Source organism: Kocuria tytonicola (assembly GCF_003687175.1).
In the GTDB taxonomy this organism is placed as follows: Bacteria; Actinomycetota; Actinomycetes; order Actinomycetales; family Micrococcaceae; genus Kocuria; species Kocuria tytonicola.
The window spans coordinates 664,172-682,163 of sequence record NZ_RDEX01000001.1 but is presented as its reverse complement, the minus strand read 5'-3'; the positions used below and the strand labels follow the sequence as shown (position 1 = coordinate 682,163).

At 71.9% G+C, this 17,992-nt stretch carries 18 protein-coding genes; 8 read left to right on the top strand and 10 right to left on the bottom strand.

Annotated elements, in window-relative coordinates; genetic code table 11:
* Nucleotides 1-79 precede the first annotated feature (79 nt).
* The 6 genes from EAE32_RS03075 to malQ form a co-directional block, all read right to left on the bottom strand.
* Nucleotides 80-676, bottom strand: coding sequence for a hypothetical protein (locus EAE32_RS03075; RefSeq protein ID WP_121845352.1), 597 nt, complete (start codon nt 674-676; stop codon nt 80-82).
* Between the two features lie 339 nt (nt 677-1,015).
* Entirely contained in the window at nt 1,016-1,300 is a 285-nt protein-coding gene (locus EAE32_RS03070) for an HU family DNA-binding protein (protein WP_035964049.1), read from the bottom strand.
* A gap of 79 nt (nt 1,301-1,379) precedes the next feature.
* Nucleotides 1,380-1,685 carry a 30S ribosomal protein S14 gene (gene rpsN, locus EAE32_RS03065; protein WP_012397436.1) on the bottom strand — a complete coding sequence of 102 codons (306 nt, stop codon included), beginning with the start codon at nt 1,683-1,685 and terminating at the stop codon, nt 1,380-1,382.
* Between the two features lie 4 nt (nt 1,686-1,689).
* The gene (rpmG, locus tag EAE32_RS03060) at nt 1,690-1,857 is read right to left on the bottom strand and encodes a 50S ribosomal protein L33 (protein WP_012397435.1); all 168 of its coding nucleotides are present in this window, start codon (nt 1,855-1,857) and stop codon (nt 1,690-1,692) included.
* Between the two features lies 1 nt (nt 1,858).
* Entirely contained in the window at nt 1,859-2,095 is a 237-nt protein-coding gene (rpmB, locus tag EAE32_RS03055; protein ID WP_012397434.1) for a 50S ribosomal protein L28, read from the bottom strand.
* A gap of 552 nt (nt 2,096-2,647) precedes the next feature.
* On the bottom strand, nt 2,648-4,879 hold the full coding sequence (malQ, locus tag EAE32_RS03050) for a 4-alpha-glucanotransferase (protein ID WP_121864140.1): 2,232 nt from the start codon (nt 4,877-4,879) through the stop codon (nt 2,648-2,650).
* Between the two features lie 175 nt (nt 4,880-5,054).
* On the opposite strand from malQ, the gene EAE32_RS03045 reads away from it, so the two are divergent.
* Nucleotides 5,055-5,759, top strand: a complete 705-nt coding sequence (locus EAE32_RS03045) for an HAD family hydrolase (protein WP_121864139.1) — start codon at nt 5,055-5,057, stop codon at nt 5,757-5,759.
* A 49-nt stretch (nt 5,760-5,808) separates the two neighbouring features.
* On the opposite strand, the gene EAE32_RS03040 is transcribed toward EAE32_RS03045, so the two are convergent.
* Together EAE32_RS03040 and EAE32_RS03035 are read right to left on the bottom strand one after the other, a co-directional pair.
* The gene (locus tag EAE32_RS03040; RefSeq protein WP_121845355.1) at nt 5,809-6,654 is read right to left on the bottom strand and encodes an HpcH/HpaI aldolase/citrate lyase family protein; all 846 of its coding nucleotides are present in this window, start codon (nt 6,652-6,654) and stop codon (nt 5,809-5,811) included.
* A gap of 205 nt (nt 6,655-6,859) precedes the next feature.
* Nucleotides 6,860-7,936 carry a glutathione S-transferase family protein gene (locus EAE32_RS03035; RefSeq protein WP_121864138.1) on the bottom strand — a complete coding sequence of 359 codons (1,077 nt, stop codon included), beginning with the start codon at nt 7,934-7,936 and terminating at the stop codon, nt 6,860-6,862.
* Nucleotides 7,937-8,148: 212 nt separating this feature from the next.
* On the opposite strand from EAE32_RS03035, the gene EAE32_RS03030 reads away from it, so the two are divergent.
* On the top strand, nt 8,149-9,015 hold the full coding sequence (locus EAE32_RS03030) for a hypothetical protein (RefSeq protein WP_121864137.1): 867 nt from the start codon (nt 8,149-8,151) through the stop codon (nt 9,013-9,015).
* Between the two features lie 80 nt (nt 9,016-9,095).
* The gene (locus tag EAE32_RS03025; RefSeq protein WP_121864136.1) at nt 9,096-9,581 is read left to right on the top strand and encodes a MarR family winged helix-turn-helix transcriptional regulator; all 486 of its coding nucleotides are present in this window, start codon (nt 9,096-9,098) and stop codon (nt 9,579-9,581) included.
* A gap of 468 nt (nt 9,582-10,049) precedes the next feature.
* On the opposite strand, the gene EAE32_RS03020 is transcribed toward EAE32_RS03025, so the two are convergent.
* Together EAE32_RS03020 and EAE32_RS03015 are read right to left on the bottom strand one after the other, a co-directional pair.
* Nucleotides 10,050-10,931 (bottom strand): LysR substrate-binding domain-containing protein, encoded by an 882-nt coding sequence (locus tag EAE32_RS03020; RefSeq protein ID WP_121864135.1) that lies wholly within the window; start codon nt 10,929-10,931, stop codon nt 10,050-10,052.
* Nucleotides 10,932-11,044: 113 nt separating this feature from the next.
* Nucleotides 11,045-12,754 (bottom strand): long-chain-fatty-acid--CoA ligase, encoded by a 1,710-nt coding sequence (locus tag EAE32_RS03015; protein ID WP_121864134.1) that lies wholly within the window; start codon nt 12,752-12,754, stop codon nt 11,045-11,047.
* 140 nt (nt 12,755-12,894) lie between these two features.
* On the opposite strand from EAE32_RS03015, the gene EAE32_RS03010 reads away from it, so the two are divergent.
* From EAE32_RS03010 to EAE32_RS02990, 5 genes are all read left to right on the top strand, one after another.
* On the top strand, nt 12,895-13,857 hold the full coding sequence (locus EAE32_RS03010) for a TIGR04086 family membrane protein (protein WP_121864133.1): 963 nt from the start codon (nt 12,895-12,897) through the stop codon (nt 13,855-13,857).
* A gap of 63 nt (nt 13,858-13,920) precedes the next feature.
* Nucleotides 13,921-14,637 carry a response regulator transcription factor gene (locus tag EAE32_RS03005; RefSeq protein ID WP_121846790.1) on the top strand — a complete coding sequence of 239 codons (717 nt, stop codon included), beginning with the start codon at nt 13,921-13,923 and terminating at the stop codon, nt 14,635-14,637.
* A gap of 19 nt (nt 14,638-14,656) precedes the next feature.
* A complete protein-coding gene (locus EAE32_RS03000) occupies nt 14,657-15,958 on the top strand; it encodes a sensor histidine kinase (RefSeq protein WP_240625237.1) in 1,302 nt (433 codons plus the stop codon).
* Complete coding sequence (locus EAE32_RS02995; RefSeq protein ID WP_121864132.1) at nt 15,955-16,980, top strand: hypothetical protein; 1,026 nt, start codon at nt 15,955-15,957, stop codon at nt 16,978-16,980. The genes EAE32_RS03000 and EAE32_RS02995 overlap by 4 nt, the downstream gene beginning before the upstream one ends.
* Nucleotides 16,981-17,184: 204 nt before the next feature.
* Nucleotides 17,185-17,883: a DNA-3-methyladenine glycosylase I gene (locus EAE32_RS02990; RefSeq protein ID WP_121846693.1), complete on the top strand. Its 699-nt coding sequence runs from the start codon at nt 17,185-17,187 to the stop codon at nt 17,881-17,883.
* Nucleotides 17,884-17,992: the final 109 nt, after the last annotated feature.

Genomic DNA, 17,992 nt, shown 5'->3' with positions numbered 1-17,992 from the left:
GCGGCCGCGGGTGCGCGGCCAGGTGGATGCGTGGATGCGCTGAACGGCACCGGCGTCCGGGAGTGCTCCGTGGCGGTGCCTAGACCAGGGCAGGAGGACCGCGGTATCCGCAGACCGCGGAGAGCAGCAGCTGGTCCGCGAGTGCTCGCGGGGAGGTCCAGGACGTGCGCCGCGGCACGGCAACCGTGACCGGGCGGTGCACTGCCCGCAGGATCCGCAGGACGCGCAGGGAGAGCGCGTGCAGCAGCCGGAAGAGCGCCACCTCGCCGTGGCGCAGCAGCAGGTAGGTGGCCACCGCGGCCACCGCGTGCGCGGTGAGCATCCCGCCGCCGTGGTGGGCGGCGGAGGGCAGGACCGAGACGACCACGGCGGGGCCGTCCGCGGCCGCGGCACCGTGGTGGTGGGTGTGGTCCACGGTGTGCGCCGCACCCCCGGAGTGCGCGAAGAGCACGTGCAGCAGCATCTGGGAGCTCAGGACCGCGCCGGCCACGCTGCCCCGGGACAGCACCCGGCCGGCGAGCAGCATGCAGAGGGGCGCGGCCAGGCACGTGCTGAGCGCGACGATCAGCGCGGGGGGCCAGGATCCGTCCGCGGCGGCGTGGGAACCGGCCGCGAGCGTGGTGGCCACGAAGGCGGCCACCCAGCCCCGGGCAAGCCGGTGGGCACGACGGGACACCGAACACCTCCGGGGCAGACGCAATGGGGACGGGTCTCCATTATGCGCCACGGCACGGCGGAGTTCGAGCATGCCCCCCCCGCGCGCCATGCTCCCTTTCTTCTCTGCTCTTCTCTGCGCGCGGACACCTCTGAGGGTGCGGCGCCCACGGGTGCGGCCGGTGGGGGCGTCGCGCCCTGCCCGTGGAGACCCCCATCCCGGCACGGGGTGCACCGGGGCCGTGGGCGACGGCGGATGCCGCGGACGGAATATGGGGCTGACGTGCGAAGGGACCGTTCACGCGGTGCGTGAACGGTCCCTTGAGCAGTGCCGGGTGCGGACACCCGGACCGGGCCTACCTCACTTGGAGGAGACAGCAGCCTTGAGCTTGGAGCCCGCGGTGAGCTTGACACCGTGGCCGGCCGGGATCTGGATGGCCTCGCCGGTCTGGGGGTTGCGGCCCTGGCGAGCGGCACGGTCGGTGCGCTCCACGGACAGCCAGCCCGGGATGGTGATCTTCTCGCCCTTGGAGACGGAGCTCTCGAAGACCTGGAAGAGGGAATCCAGCACGCCGTTGACGGCGGCCTGGGTGTTGCCGGACTTCTCGGCAACCTCGGCAACGAGTTCGCTGCGGTTCATAGCCATGTGCTTGTCCTCCTGGACTCGGTTGGCGTTCTCTGGGGGAAGGGGTGACCGGGGGTCACGGGGTCCTTCCGGTGAGAAATTACCAGCTGGACTTGTAGATGCCGGGCAACTCGCCGCGGTGAGCCATGTCGCGGAAGCGCACGCGGGAGATGCCGAAGCGCTGGAAGGTGCCGCGGGGACGGCCGTCGATCTGGTCGCGGTTGCGCACGCGGATCGGCGAGGCGTCACGGGGGAGCTTCTGCAGACCCAGGCGGGCCTCTTCGCGGGCCTCGGGGGACGCGTTCTCGTCCACCAGGGTCTTCTTCAGCTCAGCACGCTTCGCGGCGTAGCGCTCGACGATGACCTTGCGCTGCTCGTTCTTGGCGATCTTGGACTTCTTGGCCATGGATTCAGCGCTCCTCGCGGAAATCGACGTGCTTGCGGACCACCGGGTCGTACTTCTTCATGACGAGACGGTCGGGGTTGTTGCGACGGTTCTTCCGGGTCACGTAGGTGAACCCGGTGCCTGCCGTGGACTTGAGCTTGATGATGGGACGTACGTCCTTGTCCTTGGCCATCTCAGATCTTCTCCCCACGTGCGATGAGCTCGTTGACCACGGCATCGATGCCGCGGGCGTCGATGACCTTGATCCCCTTGGCGCTCAGGTTGAGCGTCACGTTGCGACGTAACGACGGCACCCAGTAGCGCTTCTTCTGGATGTTCGGGTTCCACCGGCGCTTGGTGCGGCGGTGCGAGTGCGAGATGCTGTGGCCAAAGCCCGGCTGGGCCCCGGTCACCTGGCAGTGCGCTGCCATAGTGTTCTCCTCCAATGTCCAATGTCGACGAAATGACGGCACGCATGGTGGCCACCGGACGGGTGTACCGCCGGCAGCCGCACCCAAGAGTGATCCGCCACCTCAAGAAAATGCCACCGTTCGCGCGCCGGGCGTGATGGGTATGACCCCGCGGCAGTACCGGTCAGGGCACTCGCTACGACGAAGACGGTGAAGATCAAGGCGCCGGTAGATGGACTCCACCACACGACAGCCTTAGATTCTAGGCTTCTACGGACTCTCTCGCAAATTCGGCAAACGAAAAAGGTGCGATCGAGCGCCCCTCGATCCTAGCCCGTGGGCCGCGCTGCGCCAATTCGGCGACCCCGCGGATTCAGGGTCATCGGACCGGCCCCGTAACGACTGGGGGGCGGGGCGACGGCGGGGGCAGGGCCGTCCATGACCCGGCACTGCGCCCCGCCGCACTTTCCTCGGTCCCATCTCCTCACCCAGGAGATTAGGTAAGGGTAGTCTTACCTAATTAGTGCTCGGGTGCAAGTGTCACCCCCGGCACCGGGCCCCAGCCGCGAGACGTCAGGAGTCCTGCCCGAGGGGATCGGTGGGGTCCCGGCGCTCGGGCTGCCTGGGGGCCCTGCCCGTGGGTGTGCGCCGGTGCGTTCCGAGAGCTTCGTTGAGCACGTCCACGAGCGCGTTCACCCGGTCCGTCCGGGGCAGGGACTCCAGCATCACCGGCCGGCCGTCGGAGTCCGCGAGCGGCACCCGCCAGTTGGGGTACTCGTCGCTCGTGCCGGGCTGGTTCTGGATCCGCTTCTCCCCCACCGCGTCCACGAGGGCCACGTTGAGCAGCAGCGAGGGTGCGTCGCACAGGTAGCGGTAGAGGGCCTCGATCTTCCGCTCCTGCGGCGCGTCCAGGCCCTCGGGGAGGTACCCGGCGTCCTGCACGGCGGTGAAGAACGTCTCGAGCTGCCTCCGCGCGTCCGCCCGCTCCTCCTCGGGGGAGCGGGCGAGCAGGCCCAGGTCCTCGCGCAGCTGCAGCTGGACCCCGTCCAGGTAGCCCGGAGTGGGCGGGAGGTCGTGCGTGTTGACCGAGGCCATGCACAGCTCGCGGTAGCGGGACGGGTCCAGCGGGACCTCGCCGTCCATCTCGAACCACAGGATGGAAGTGCCCAGCACACCCTTGCGCTCGAGGTGCTCGCGGACGCTGTCCTCCACGGTGCCGAGGTCCTCGCCCACGACGACCACTCCGGCCAGCTCGGCCTCCAGCGCCAGCACGCCCACCATGGCCTCGTGGTCGTAGTACACGTACGTGCCGTCGGAGGCATCATTGCCCTCCGGGATCCACCAGAGCCGGAACAGTCCGGCCACGTGGTCGATCCGCACACCGCCCGAGTGCCGGAAGATGGTCCCCATCATCTCGCGCCACGGGCGGTAGCCGGCCGCGGCGAGCTTCTCCGGGTGCCACGGCGGCTGACTCCAGTCCTGGCCCAGCTGGTTGTACATGTCCGCGGGGGCACCCACGCTCACCCCGGAGGCCATGACGTCCTGCAGCGCCCAGGCGTCCGCGCCGTGCTTGTGCACCCCCACCGCGAGGTCGTGCATCACGCCGATGTCCATGCCCGCCCGGTGAGCGGCGCGCTGGGCGGCCTCGAGCTGCTCGTCCAGCAGCCACTGCAGCCACACGTGGAAGTTGATGCGGTGGCTCAGCCGGGACCGCGCCTCACGGGCGTAGGGGGCTTCGGGCGAACGCGCCCCGTCCTGCCACAGCGGGGAGTCCTCCCCGAGCTCCTCGCGCAGCGCGCACCACAGGGCGAAGTCCTGCAGGGGCTGGCCGGCGTGCGCCACGAAGGCCTCGAGCTGCTGCTGGCGGTAGGGGGAGCGGCGGACCGTGTAGAGCAGCTCCAGGCTCTTGAGCTTCGCCGCGTAGGCGGAGTCCCGGTCGATGCTGCCGGGGTCCAGGACGGCCTTGCGCTGGATGGCCGCGAGCCGCGCCACCACCTCGCGGTCCGCGGGCCGCAGGTACGGGAACTCGGCCACGTCCCCGATCCGCAGGTAGAGCGGGTTGAAGAAGCGCCGGCTCGAGGGCAGGTAGGGCGAGGGCTCCACGGGCGGTGCGGGCTCGGCGGCGTGCAGCGGGTTGATGAGCACGTAGTCCGCACCCTGCACCCCGCTGATCGCGGCGAGGGAGGCGAGGTCCGAGAGGTCCCCCACGCCCCACGAGCGGGAGGACATCACCGAGTACAGCTGCGCCATGTACCCCCAGCGGCGCCGGCCGCGCAACCGGTCCGTGGTGCTGAGCCGCACCGGGGTCACGGCCACGTCGACCTCGGCCCGCTCCCCGGAGTCCGTCACGGCCTCCAGGCGGTACCAGCCCAGCGGCAGGTCCTGCGGCAGGGCGTACTGCACGCGCCGCCGGGTGCGTCCGTCCACCTCCGCGCTCTCGGGGGTGCCGCCCTGCTCGGGCTCCAGAACCCTCGCCTCGTCCGGCTCGTCCTCGGGCCACAGCCGTATCCGCACGGAGTCCCCCTCCGCGAGCGTGACGGCCACGGTGTCCCCGCGCCCCGCCTCCGCGACCACCACGGGAGGGAGCAGACGCAGCCACGGGGCCGCCTCACGCTCGCGCAGGGAGCGGGCCACGGCGTCGTCGTCCGTGACGTCCGCGCCCAGGGCCGTGAGCACGCTGCGCAGCGTGTCCTGCGGAACGGTCACCGTGGTGCCGTCGAAGCCCTCGTACTCGGTGGCCACCCCGTACCGCGCGGCCAGGCGCTGCACCGCGGATTCCCCTGAAGTTCCTGCTGTCTCAGCCATGCGTCCACTCTAGCCAGCGCGGACCGGGTCCCCCGCCGCCGGACGACGACGCCGGCCCCGCCCCTCGTGCGTCCCGCACCGGTGCGCGTGGTGGCCACCACAGCGCGCAGGGGCGCTCGCCCGTGGCCGCCCCGGCGCGGGCGGGCCCCGCCCGTGCGCGTGGTTGACTGGATGCATGGAACCCACTCTCCCCGCACCGGACCCGCAGTGGCGCCCGCGCGCCGTCGTCTTCGACTGCGACGGGGTGCTCATGGACACCGAGCGGGCGTGGGCCCGCGTCCAGAAGCGCGTGGCCGCCGGATTCGGGGTGGACATCGACGCCGCCACGGAGACCCGGCTGATGGGCCTCTCCGCCACCGACATCGCCGAGTTCGTGGCCGGCCAGGCGCGGCGTGCCCACGGCGAGCAGTCCGCGCCGAGCGAGGAGGCCGTGTACCGGGCCCTCGTGGGCACCGAGGCCGAAGTGGTGGGCGCCGTCCTGGAACCGCTGCCCGGCGCGGTGGAGACCGTGAAGGCCCTCGCCCGGCACGTGCCCGTGGCAGTGGCGAGCAACTCCACGAGCGCGATCCTGGACCGCAAGATGCACGCGGTGGGACTCGCGGACACGCTGCGGACCTGGGTCAGCGCCGAGGACGTCCCGCGCGGCAAACCCGCCCCGGACATCTACGAGGAGGCGGTGCGGCGCCTGGGCGTGGCACCGGAGGACACCCTTGCGGTGGAGGACTCCCCCGCGGGGAGCACCGCTGCGGCCGCCGCGGGGCTGTGGGTGCTGGGAGCACCACACGGCCACGAGGAGCCGCTCCGGAGCCACTTCCTGGTGGAGTCCCTGGGCGATCCGGCGGTGGGCGAGCTGCTGCGCGGCTGGGGCATGCCGCTCTGAGGCGGGGCGTCCCGGGCCGCGCGCGGACCGGACCGCTCCGGGGCAGGGCTCAGCTGTTCCAGAGACCGTACGTCTCGGCCAGCTCGGAGACCTTGCGGGCGCGGGCGAGGCGCGGCAGGTAGGAGCCGTCCGCTCCCCCGTGCCCGGAGTTCGCCTGCTCGATCATCTCCTTGGCCCAGTGGATCTCCTGCTCGCTCGGGGCCAGGGCGCGGTTGATGCCGTCCGTCTGCTCCGGGGTCAGGCACAGCTTGCCGGTCATGCCCATGGACTGGGTGACCCTGCACGCCGCCGCCAGCTCCTCCCCGAGCACGCCGTTGCTCGGCCCGTCGATGGGCCCGGGCAGCTCTCCCACGCGCGAGGCGGTCACCAGCGTGGAGCGGGCGAACGCCAGCGCCATGGGGTCCGCGGAGGCCCCCGTGTCCTTGCGGAAGTCCCCCACCCCGAACGCCAGCCGGAACACCCCGGGGGCGCGGGCGATGTCGTAGGCGTTCATCAGGCCCACCGCGGACTCGATGAGCGCGACCACCGGGGTTCCGGCACGGCTCATCATGGCGGTCTTGGTGATGTGGTCCGGGTGCTCGGTCTTGGCGAGCACGATCCCCCGCAGGTTGCGCACCTCGCTCAGGGCGGCGAGGTCCTTCTCCCAGTGCGGGGTGGTGATGTCGTTGATGCGCACCCAGGCACTCACACCCTGCTGCATGGCCTCGACCATCTCGGCGCGGGCGCGGTCCTTGTCCTCCTCAGGAACGGCGTCCTCGATGTCCAGGACCACGGAGTCCGCCTCCGAGGCCAGCGCCGGGGCGAACAGGGAGGTGTCCGCCGCGGAGGTCAGCAGCCACGAGCGGGACAGTCGGGCGGGAAGTGCTGCGGCGCGCTGGTTGCGGTACGGGGCCATGGTTCTCCTCGGGGCGGGGCGGTCATCGGATCGGTGGGTGGGCGGGCACCGCGGGATCAGTGCGGGGACGACGGCGCCGTGCCGCGCGGCGCCTCGCCAACCCTATGCGCGCCGCACGGGGGCGCGCCGCCCGCACCCACCACAAAAGCCCCCGCCCGGGGTTTGTGGGATTCCCACCACGTGGGCGGGTGCAGCGCCCCTGTTGCTACGCCACGAACGGGGTGTGTCCCGCGGGCACGCGCTCCCCGGGACGGACCGGCCCGGGGGCGGTGGTGCCCGGGGCGAACGGCGAGCCACCGAGGGCTTCCCGGCCGTGCGGCGTCGTCCAGTTCTCCAGGGCGGGGCCGCGCGGAACGATCCCCGAGGGGTTGATGTCCCGGTGCACCACGAAGTAGTGCTCCTTGATCTGCTGGAAGTCCACCGTGTCCCCGAAGCCCGGGGTCTGGAAGAGGTCCCGCGCGTAGCCCCACAGGTGCGGCAGCTCCGTGAGCTTGTTGCGGGAGGCCTTGAAGTGGCTCACGTAGACGGGGTCGAAGCGCACCAGCGTGGTGAACAGCCGCACGTCCGCCTCCGTGATGTGCTCCCCCATGAGGTAGCGGCGGGTGCTCAGCCGGTCCTCCACCCAGTCCATGGCGGCCCACAGCCGGTCGTACGCGGCGTCGTACGCCTGCTGGGACCCCGCGAACCCGCAGCGGTACACGCCGTTGTTGATCTCGGTGTAGACGCGCTTCATGACCTGCCGCATCTCAGGGACCAGCTCGGCGGGCCACAGGTCCGGGGCGCCCTCACGGTGGAAGCGCCGCCACTGGGTGCTGAAGTCCTCGGTGATCTGGGGGAAGTCGTTGGTGACCACCTGACCGGTGGGGACGTCCACGATGGCCGGGACGGTGATGCCGCGCGAGTAGTCAGTGAACCGCGCGAGGTAGTTCTCCTGCAGCCGCTCGGTTCCGAGCACCGGGTCCCGCCCGTCCGGGTCCAGGTGGAAGCGCCACGAACGGGCGTCGTGCGTGGGCCCGGGCATGCCCACCGAGATCGCGTCCTCGAGCCCCAGCAGGCGGCGCACGATGAGCGTGCGGTTGGCCCAGGGACAGGCGCGCGCGGCAACCAGCCGGTACCGCCCCGCAGCCACGGGCCAGGCACGGGCGCCGGGAGCGAGCTCGGCGTGGTCCGGGTCCGCCACGATCCGGTCCTCGATGTACGCGGTGTCCCGCGTGTACTCCTGCCCCGCGTGGACGTAGAGTCCCGCGGTGGAGTGGGGGTCCCCGCTCGTGGGTTTCGTCATGACGGCCTCCTCCGGTGGTGTGCAGTGATGATACGTCACGCATTTTGGCGGCCACGCTCCCGCGTGCGCCTTCCCACGGCATTCACCACCCGGCTGCGGGCCGGGCACCCCGCAACGTTCGCCGCCCCGGGGCCTGGCCGTGCCCGCCGGGACTACAGTGGCCGTGTCCGGGCCGTGCACGGCCTCCCCGACCTCCTTCCCCTGGATCTGCCATGAACCCCGTTCAGCGCCCCCGGCACGAGCACGACTCGTCGGAGCCCCCGTCGCAGGAGCACCCGCGCGAGGGCGTGCGCCACCACGACCATGTCTCCCGCGGCACGGAGGATGACCGGCCCCGGTACGGGATCCGCGTCCCTCCCACCCCCGCGGAGGGCGCCTGTCCCCACGGGGACACGGCCGCCGGCCACGTGGGCGGCCCGGAGCGCCCAGGGCACCCGGGGGACCCTCGCGCCACGGGCGACGCCGCGGCGTCGGGCCCCCACGGCGTGTCCGCTCCCGGGGGCGCCCGACCCGCGCCGTCCCCGCAGGAGCGCACCGCGACCACCCGCGCAGCGCGCCGCATGGGACGCGGCCTTTCCTTCACCGTGATCCTCCTCGGCCTGCTCGTCGGCCTGGGTCTCGTGGCGGCGGACGTGTGGTTCGGCTGGGTGCTCGGCGTGGTGCTCGTGGTGCTCGGCGTGCTGGGCTACGCCGTGGTGCAGACCGGCGCCCTGCCGGTGTTCCAGGACCCGGGCGGAACCGCACGCCGCTCCTGGTCCAAGCTCTGGCTGATCCCCGCCGCCCTGCTCGTCCCCGGTCTCGCGTGCCTCGGGATGGCCTTCGTGGTGCCCTCGTGGCTCGGCCCCCGCGTGCCCGCGGAGCTGCTGGACGACTACATCCTGGCGTTCGTGGTGGGCGGGATGACCATGGTGGTGGGCGCCGGGCTGGGCTTCGGGCTCGTCGCCACCGCCCGCTTCACCCGGCCCGACGACGACGACTCGCCCCTGCGCCCCACGGACTACGCCGAACGGCTGCGCGAGCGCGAGGACGGCGGCGACTACTACGATTCGGACTGGATCAGGCGCGACCACCGACCGTGAGCGGCCCCGGTCCGGCACTCGTGCCAGGGCACGGCCCGTCACCACGACCCCCTACGGCGTCCCACAGGAGGCAGCGGAGCATGGACAGTTCAGCCACCCCCGGGCCCACCCCGTGGCTCTCCCCCGCCGAGGAGGACGTGTGGCGCAGCTTCCTGCGCCTGACCCGCGGGATGGAGCGGGCCGTCGACCGGCAGCTGCAACGGGACAGCGAGCTCTCCGGCTCGGAGTACGAGATCCTGGTGCCGCTGTCCGAGTCCACCACGGGCGAGCTGCCGTCCCGGGAGCTGCTGCGGGGCCTGCGGTGGGAGCGCTCCCGGCTGTCCCACATGCTCTCCCGCATGGAGCGGCGCGGCATGATCCGCCGCTCCCCCAGCCCCACGGACGCGCGCGGACTGGTGGTGGGCATCACCGAGCACGGGCGCGAGGCGATCGGCCGCGCGGCCCCGGCGCACCTGGCGATGGTGCGGGAGGCGTTCATGGACCAGCTCAGCGAGGAGGAGAGGACCGCGCTGCTCAGCATCACCCGCAAGGTGATGCCACGGCTGGAGCGCATGGACCTCGTCTGAGAACCCGGCAGGGAGCACCCCGCCCCGGGGCGCCGTGCCGAGCTGGGCCGCAGGTCCCGTACCGGGGTGCCGGACGGCCCGTGCCCGCCCGGCGGATCTCACCCTCTGTTCCTCTGACGCAAGGAGGAAAGGCCTTTAACAGGGGACGGGTCCTGCCACTTGGGGGATCGGCAGGACCCGTCGGACATCCCGAATCTGGGGGAGATCGGGACGCCGGCCGACCGGGGGATCATCCAGGCGCTGTTTGGGGGGATGCGCCCGGGCCACTTCGGCCGACACCAACACTTTATGTGGCAACTCCATCGAGACGCAAGTAACCCGTCAGACGATTCTGGAAATATCAGCTGACGTGCGGAAATAGTCACGCCTGTGATCCGGTTCACGACTTTTTTCGTCAGAAACCTGCGTTTTCCCGCCACCTCCTTGTCCCCGGAGTGAGCCACACGTATTGTCCTCCCGGCCTGTGGGTCATTCGGACCGCAGGATTTCCTCGACCACCACCAGCGCGCTGCGCACCACGGGCGAGCGCTCCTCCCGGCGCCACACGACGGCAAGATCCACCGTGGCCGGGGCCGCCAGCTCCTCGTACACCACGCCCGGAAGCCTCAGAGCTGCCACGGAGGCGGGCACCACGGCGGCGCCCACGCCCGCGGCCACGTGGGCCAGCAGCTCCGCGGTCTCGTGCGCCATCTGCGTGATCCGCCAGGGCACCCCGGCGTCCCGGAACAGTTCGCCCACCGTCCGGTGGAGCACGGAGTCCGGCGGGTGGGCCACGAACTCGTGTCCCGCGAGCTCGGCCACTTCGAGCGGCCGGCCGGTGGCCAGTGGCGCACCCGCCGGCACGGCCACTACCAGCGCCTCACGGCACAGGGTCCGGGACTCCAGCCCCGGGGAGACCACGGGCGCGTGCAGGAGCGCGAGGTCGAGGGCCCCCTCACGCACAGCGGTCTCCGCAGCCGGGCCGGACAGCTCGCCACGGAGCCGCACCGTGACCCCGGGGAGCTGCGCCGCCAGACCCCGGGCGACCCGAGGCATGGTCCCGTACGTGGCCGCGCCGCAGGACCCCGCACGCAGAACACCCGCTGTCGCGCGGCCCAGCCGGGAGACCTCCGCCGCGAGCGAAGCGGTCTCCTGCACGATCCGCCGCCCGCGCTCCAGCAGCTCCTGGCCCGCCGGTGTGAGGTCCACGCGGCGCGTGGTCCGCTCGAGCAGCCGGGCGTCGAGCTGTTCCTCCAACCGGCGGATCTGCTCGGAGAGCTGGGGCTGGGCCATGTGCAGCCGCGCGGCGGCACGCCCGAAGTGCCGCTCCTCGGCCACCGCGATGAAACAGTTCAGCTGGCGCAGCTCCACGGCCTCACTCCTCTCGTGGCGGCACCCGCCGCCGCCCGGCGGCCTGGGACCGGTGCCCGTGCGGGTGCCGACGGGTGTCCCCCAGGGGGGTGATGCCGGGCCCGGCCCTGTCCTCAGGAGTCCAGGAGGTTCTTCTCCAGGATCTCCTCCTTGACCGCCCGGCGCAGGGTCTTGCCCAGCATGGTGCGCGGGAGGTCCTCCATGGCGATGATCCGGCGCGGCACCTTGTAGCGGGTGACCTTGTCGTAGCAGTGCTGGCGAAGCGCAGCCTCGTCCAGCGCCACACCGGGCTCCAGGACCACGGCGGCCACCACGGTCTCGTTGCCGTCCTCGTTGGGGATGCCCACCACGGCGGCGTCCGACACGGCGTCGTGCAGCTTCAGCGCGGTCTCCACCTCGGTGGGAGCCACGTTGAAACCGCCGGTGATGATGACCTCCTTGATGCGGTCCACCACGCGCAGGAACCCGTCCTCGTCCACGGTGACGATGTCCCCGGAGCGCAGCCAGCCGTCCTCCGTGAACAGCTTGGCGGTCTCCTCCGGGCGCTTCCAGTAGCCCGTGGTGGTCTGGGGGCCCTTGACGAGCAGCTCGCCCTCGCCGTCCACCGGGACGTCCTCACCGGTCTCGGGATCCACCATGCGCACGTCGGTGCTCGGGAACGGGACGCCGATCGAGCCCGCACGGCGGTGCTCGTTGAGCGGGTTGCACGCGACGAGCGGGGAGCACTCGGTGAGGCCGTAGCCCTCGATCAGCATGCCGCCGGTGGCCTCCTCCCACGTGGCCACCAGGGGCACGGGAAGGCTCATGGCGCCGGAGACGGCCACGCGGATGCCGGAGATGTCCTTGCCACTGTCCACGGCGGCGTCGAGCACCTTCTGGTACACGGGCGGCACGGCGGGCAGGACCGTGGGCATGCTCTTCTTCATGGCGCGCAGGATGAGGTCCGCCCGCACGGTGGGGAACAGCACCAGCTTGGCGCCCAGGGACATGGCGAAGGTGAGCCCCAGGGTGAGCCCGAACGCGTGGAAGAGGGGCAGCACCCCGTACACGACCTCGTCGGAGGTGCTCTCCAGCCAGTGCTGGCCCATCAGCGCGTTGGACTCCAGGTTGCGGTGGCTCAGCATGGCGCCCTTGGGCTGGCCCGTGGTGCCGGAGGTGTACTGCAGCAGGGCGATGTCCGTGGCGGTGGGACGCGGGTGGTCCGCGCGCACCGGCGCGGAGTCCAGCAGCGTCTTCCAGGCGATGGTCCCGGGAGCGGGCGCAGTGAGTTCACGGCGCTGCTCGGCGAGCTTCTTGAGCGGCAGCCTGAGACCGAGGCGCATGGCCGTGGGCATGGCCTCCGTGATGTCCACGGAGATCACGTTCTCCACCGCGAGGTCCCGGGGCATGTCCGTGATGCGCGCGGCCACCTTGTCCCACGCGATCACCACGCGGGCGCCGTGGTCCTCGAACTGGTGGCGCAGCTCGGGAGTGGTGTACAGCGGGTTGTGCTCCACCACGATGGCTCCGAGGCGCAGCACCGCGTAGAACGCCACGATGTGCTGCGGGCAGTTGGGCAGCACGATCGCCACGCGGTCCCCGGCCTGCACACCCAGCACCCGCAGCCCCTCGGCCACGCGCTGCACGCGGTCACCCAGCTGGGCGTAGGTCATGCCCGCCCCGAAGAACTCCACTGCCGTCTTGGAGCCGTGGCGCGCCACGGACTTCTCCAGCATGTGGACCAGGGAGGTCTCCGGCAGGTCCAGGTCCCGCGGGACCCCGGGGTCGTAGCTCGCGATCCAGGGGCGGGTTGCCAGGAAGTCACGGGAATTCACGTCAGCCATGAGAGCGAGGTTACCCGTCCCCGCGCGCGGGCCGGTCAGCAGCTGCCGGTGTCCCCCGTTCCTGCCACTGCCGCGGGGGACGTCTCGTTAGACTTCTGGGGACCCGCCACCGGACTCCCCGCCGAATCGAGGCCCCCGCCATGTCCCCCTCCTCCGCCCGTGATCCCCTCGACGACGGCACCGCCCCGTGGACCGGGATGTCCCCCGCCACCCGCGCGTCCCAGGACTCGCAGGACACCCGCCCGCTCCCCCGCCCGGACGCCGCGCCGCAGTGGACCGGGGCCACCGCCGCCATGCCCGTCACCCCGTCCGACGACGCCTCGGCCCGCACCGGGCGCGACGCGCCCCGCACCGGTCGCACCGGCGTGGCCTCCGGCCGGCTGCACCCCCGCGATCCGCAGACGGGCCCGGTGGACCCCGTGGGTGACGACCACCTGACCCGACCGGACGAGCGGATCTCCGCGGAGGCGGCCTGGGACACCATGCGCCCGGCCGTGCGCTCGGACGGTTCCGGCGCCACCCCCGTGACCCGGCCGAGCGCGGAGCAGGTGCGCGCCCGGCAGCGGGAGCGCTTCGGCCGCATCCAGTTCCTGCCGGGGATGTTCGGGCTGCTCACGGCGATTGCCCTGGGTGCGCTGCTGCTCGCCCTGGCCGCCCTGGTGGGACCGCAGTTCGGGGTGGACACCGCGGACGGCGCCGGAGACACCCTGGTCCGGGCGTGGAACGGCTCCGGAACCGCCCAGCTGTGGGGCGGCGTCGTCGTCCTGGCGGCGGTGGAGCTGCTGTCCATGCTCGCGGGCGGGTACGTTGCGGGGCGCATGGCCCGGTTCTCCGGGGCGGCCCAGGGCGTGGGGCTCTGGCTGTGGTCCCTGGTGGCGCGCGCCGTCGTGTCCGGAGCCGTCCTGCTGTGGTCGGACGCGTTCCGTGAAGGCGGGCGGCGCTGGCAGGTGCAGGAGCTCATCGGCTCCCACACCGGCATCGGGCTGGTGGCGCTCGCGGCCACGCTGGTACTGGGACTTGTGGGCGCGGTTCTCGGCGGCGTGTGGGGCATGCGCTACCACCGCAAAGTGGACACGTGGACCATTTCGAATACAAGGGAATAGTAGACTTCCGTACTGTCGGAGACCTGGGCTGGGCCTCCGCAGGGGAGTACGGAGGAAACGACCATGCCTTCAACGCTTGTCGCGATAGTCGACGACCATGAAGTTGTCCGCGAAGGTGTGCGGCTGGTGTCCATGACATCACTCGCGGACGTGAAGCTCGTGGGATCATCCGATTCGGTGACCACGCTGCTGGACCAGCTGGGCCGGGACCCGGAGAATCCCGCGCTCACGGCACAGGGGGCCAAGCGCATCGAGTGCGACGTGGTGCTGCTGGACCTGTCCCTCGCGGACAAGTCCCGCCCGGCGAGCAACGTGGAGCGGTTGCGCAGCGCCGGGATGAAAGTGCTGATCTTCAGCATCGGGGAGAACACCGGGCTGATCCGCGAGGCCCTGCGCGCGGGTGCGCTGGGCCTGGTCCGCAAGTCGGACCCGCTCGAGCACGCCATCGAGGAGGCGCGGGCCATCGCGGACGGCAAGCCCGTGATCACCAAGGAGCTCGCCGCAGCCATCGACGGTGACGTGGAGTTCTCCCGGGCCGCACTGTCCCCGAGGGAGAGGGAGACACTGAGGCTGTACGCCTCCGGGTTCGCACAGGTGCAGGTGGCACGCCGCATGGGCATCAAGCAGTCCGCAGTGAAGACGAACATCGACCGCATCCGCGAGAAGTACGCACGCATCGGCCGCCCGGCGCCCACCAAGATCGACCTGCGCATCCGCGCCATCGAGGACGGCCTGGTGGACCCGGAGGACGACGTCACGAGCGCCGAGAAGAAGCTGTGACCCTTCCCGCGGGCGCTCCATGATCCTCCGCGGCTCAGGCAGCAGGGCCCGTTCCTACCGGGTGGTCAGCACCCGGCTGCGGTGGAAGCGCTTCTTCGCGACCACCGCACCGGGTGAGCTGGGGGTCTACACGTACCGGGCCCACTGGCTGGCGATGATCGGCCTCGGGGTCTTCGGGGTGACGCACCTGATCGAGGTGCTGCCCATCTTCGCGCAGCAGCAGTCCGCGCTGCACGGGTGGTACACGCTCTTCCTCGCGGCACTCGCCGTGCTCACGGGGCTCACCCTGTACTACGGGCTGCGCCACTCCGTGCGCCCGTGGGTTTTCCTCGCGTACACAGCCGTGGTGGCCGCCTCCATCCTGGCGCTGCCCCTGGCGTGGCGAGGTGGCTGCCTGCCGCAGAACCCGTGGATCTCGGGGTTCATCATCCTGGCCGTGGGGGCCGCGGCGGTGCTGTGGAGCCCCCGGGTGGCCGTGCTCTACATGCTCATGATCGAGGTGGCCTACGGGGTGGTGTCGAGCCAGCTGATCAGCGTGGGCCCCGGCGCGGAGTCGTGGGTTGCCGCGGGGATGTCCCGCGCGGTGTTCTCCCTGATGCTCGTCATGATCCTCACCGCGGGCAAGCGCGGGGCGCAGCGCATGGACCTGGACTACGCCGAGGCGCTGTCCGAGACCCTCGCGATGCGCCGCAGCCGCTCCGAGACCGAGGACCAGGAACGCATCGACCGGCTCATCCATGACAACGTCATGGCGGCGCTGCTGGACGCCTCCCGCTCCCGCGGAGTTCTCCCCCGGCGCACCCGTCAGCTCGCCGCACGCGCCCTGGACGTGCTGGCCGAGGAGTCCAGCCGGTCCACGGGCGCACACACCGTGATGGTGCACGAGCTCATGGACGAGCTCATGGACGCCCTGGCCCCGTGGCGCGCCCGGGTGCGGTTCACCAACCTGCGGGCCCCCATGCGGCCCGTGGGGGAACCCCGCGTGTTCGTCCCCGCCTACGTGGCGCACGGTCTCACACAGGCCGTCACGGAGGCGGTGGCGAACAGCGCCCGCCACTCGGGCAGCGACACCACCACGGTGTCGATGGAGGGTGAGATCTGCGAGCCCACCCCCATCAACCCGGAGGGCTTCTACCTGCGCTTCACCATCAGTGACACCGGGCGGGGCTTCCACTACCACGACGTCCCGAACCACAGGCTGGGAGTGCGCGTGTCCATCATGGAGAACCTGGACTCGATCGGCGGCCACGTGGAGCTGGACACCGCTCAGGGACGCGGCACCCGGGTGACGCTGATCTGGCCGAAGGATGCCCGCGCGTGAGCGGGGTCAGGCGTGCCGCCTTCGCGCACCGGTTCATGGGTCTGTTCGTCCTCCCCGCGTTCGTGGCCCCTTTCCTCGACGCCATCCAGTACTTGGATGAGGCCACGCACCCCGTGCCCATCGTGGTCTCCCTGGTGACGTACTCCCTCGCCGGACTGATCGTGGCCGTGCCGCGCTGGGACGGGCGCCGCTTCCACGCGCTGCCCGCGGCGGTGTCCGCGGTGCTCTTCCTGACAGCCGCCCAGCAGGGCTACGCCGTGACCCCGAGAGCCATGGACGCGGGGCAGGTCCCGTGGTTCCACCTGGGGTTCATCGCGGAGCTCCTCGCCCTGGGGATGCGACGGCGCCCGGGCTGGGCGTTCCTCGTCTGGTGCGGTGTCACGGTGCTGTCCGTGGCCCGCTGGCCCGTGGTGGACGGCGTCCCCCTGCCCATTGAGGCGTACCACGTGGTGGGGGTCGCCGTGATGATCGTGACCTGGCTGGTGGAGCGGCAGTACAACTTCTTCATGCGACGGCGCGAGGACACCCGGCGCATCCTGGACGCCGCGCGCAGCCGGGACGAGGCGGAGAGGGGCATCCGCTACGCGTCCAGCCAGCGGGTGGACGTGGTGCGCCGCCTCGCGGGCGGGCTGCTGGAGCAGATCGCGCATGAGACCGCAGAGGTCACGGACTACGACCTGCAGCAGTTCCGCCTCACCGAGGCCCAGCTGCGGGACAGCATCCGGGGCCGTTCGATCGCCACGCCCCACATCCTGGAGCTCACGCGTGCCGCGCGCGCCCGGGGCATCGCCGTGGACATCCTGGACGAGCGCGGCTACCCGCCGTCGCCCGAGGTGCTCGCCTCCACGGCGGAGCAGCTCGCCCAGGTCCTCGCCCAGGCGGAGTCCGGAGTGGTCACCGTCCGCGCCCTGCCCCCGGACGACACCGCGGCCGTGTTCATCGTGCACGACTCCCAGAACCCCGACGACGACCCCGTGGCCGTGGAGATCGAGGACGTCACGGGCACGGCGTCGGTCTTCTGACCGGCCCCCGACCACAGCAGCCTTCCGCCGACCGCTCTCCTCTGTCTGCGCTCCTCTGTCCGCTGGTCCGTCCTCGTTCTCTCCCCCACCCCCCCACGGCGAGGGCACTGCACAGCACCCGGCCGCGGTGCACACCGCACGTCGTTGTCCCCGGGTGCGCGACGAGCAGCGGAAGGCCGCACCCCCGGGTCCTAGCGTGCTCGCATGACCTCCACCGCACCACCGCCCGCACCCAGCACCCCGCCCGCTCCGCAGCGCTTCCACCACGACGACGCCCGTGCCACTCCCGGGGCCACCGCACCGCCCGCGGCGGCCGCGTTCCAGTCCGTCCGCTGCGGTGACGGCCTGGACAGGTGCCCCTGGGCCCTCGCCACGGCCGGAACCCTCGCGGACCACGACCTCGACTGGGGATCCCCTGCCACAACCGCCCGGGAGCACTTCGCGGCGCTCGCCCTCGAGCTGGTGGACTCCGGACTCGCGCGGTGGTCGCAGTCCGCGCGCCACGGCTCCTGGTACCTGCACATGGCGGGCCTGGACCCGGAGCGGGTGGCTCTGTTCGACGAGGACGACATCGACGACCTCGTGGTCAACCCCGAGCTCATCCGCAACCGGGCCAAGATCGAGGCCGTGGTCCACAACGCCGGCGTGTGCGCGGACTGGGACCTCGCCCGGTGGAACGAGCTGCTCGAGGAGGCCGAGATCCCACCCTGCGAAGCACCTCCCCGCAACGCCCTGGACCTCTCGGACACCACCGCGGCCTCACGGCGACTCTCGCAGGCGCTGCGCGCCCACGGCATCGTCCTGGTGGGCCCGGTGAGCGCGCACCGGTGGTTGCAGCGGATCGGCCGCGCACCCGGGCACGTGGCGGGGTGCTTCCGGGCCACCACCACGGCCGTCGGCTGACCCCGCCCCGTCCGCGCCGAACTGCTGCCCTTCCCAGCACCGGGCACGCGAACGGCCCGCAGACCAGGGTCTGCGGGCCGTCACCACGAGCAGCGGCCGGAGCCCACCG

What these genes read in the sequence shown, in the direction of transcription:
- EAE32_RS03030 (WP_121864137.1), top strand. Translation starts at nt 8,149, where the DNA reads ATGAACCCCGTTCAGCGCCCCCGGCACGAGCACGACTCGTCGGAGCCC.
- EAE32_RS03025 (WP_121864136.1), top strand. Translation starts at nt 9,096, where the DNA reads ATGGACAGTTCAGCCACCCCCGGGCCCACCCCGTGGCTCTCCCCCGCC.
- EAE32_RS03015 (WP_121864134.1), bottom strand. Translation starts at nt 12,754, where the DNA reads ATGGCTGACGTGAATTCCCGTGACTTCCTGGCAACCCGCCCCTGGATC.
- EAE32_RS03070 (WP_035964049.1), bottom strand. Translation starts at nt 1,300, where the DNA reads ATGGCTATGAACCGCAGCGAACTCGTTGCCGAGGTTGCCGAGAAGTCC.
- rpmG (WP_012397435.1), bottom strand. Translation starts at nt 1,857, where the DNA reads ATGGCCAAGGACAAGGACGTACGTCCCATCATCAAGCTCAAGTCCACG.
- EAE32_RS03035 (WP_121864138.1), bottom strand. Translation starts at nt 7,936, where the DNA reads ATGACGAAACCCACGAGCGGGGACCCCCACTCCACCGCGGGACTCTAC.
- EAE32_RS03010 (WP_121864133.1), top strand. Translation starts at nt 12,895, where the DNA reads ATGTCCCCCTCCTCCGCCCGTGATCCCCTCGACGACGGCACCGCCCCG.
- EAE32_RS03005 (WP_121846790.1), top strand. Translation starts at nt 13,921, where the DNA reads ATGCCTTCAACGCTTGTCGCGATAGTCGACGACCATGAAGTTGTCCGC.
- rpmB (WP_012397434.1), bottom strand. Translation starts at nt 2,095, where the DNA reads ATGGCAGCGCACTGCCAGGTGACCGGGGCCCAGCCGGGCTTTGGCCAC.
- EAE32_RS02990 (WP_121846693.1), top strand. Translation starts at nt 17,185, where the DNA reads ATGACCTCCACCGCACCACCGCCCGCACCCAGCACCCCGCCCGCTCCG.
- EAE32_RS03000 (WP_240625237.1), top strand. Translation starts at nt 14,657, where the DNA reads ATGATCCTCCGCGGCTCAGGCAGCAGGGCCCGTTCCTACCGGGTGGTC.
- malQ (WP_121864140.1), bottom strand. Translation starts at nt 4,879, where the DNA reads ATGGCTGAGACAGCAGGAACTTCAGGGGAATCCGCGGTGCAGCGCCTG.
- EAE32_RS03045 (WP_121864139.1), top strand. Translation starts at nt 5,055, where the DNA reads ATGGAACCCACTCTCCCCGCACCGGACCCGCAGTGGCGCCCGCGCGCC.
- rpsN (WP_012397436.1), bottom strand. Translation starts at nt 1,685, where the DNA reads ATGGCCAAGAAGTCCAAGATCGCCAAGAACGAGCAGCGCAAGGTCATC.
- EAE32_RS03040 (WP_121845355.1), bottom strand. Translation starts at nt 6,654, where the DNA reads ATGGCCCCGTACCGCAACCAGCGCGCCGCAGCACTTCCCGCCCGACTG.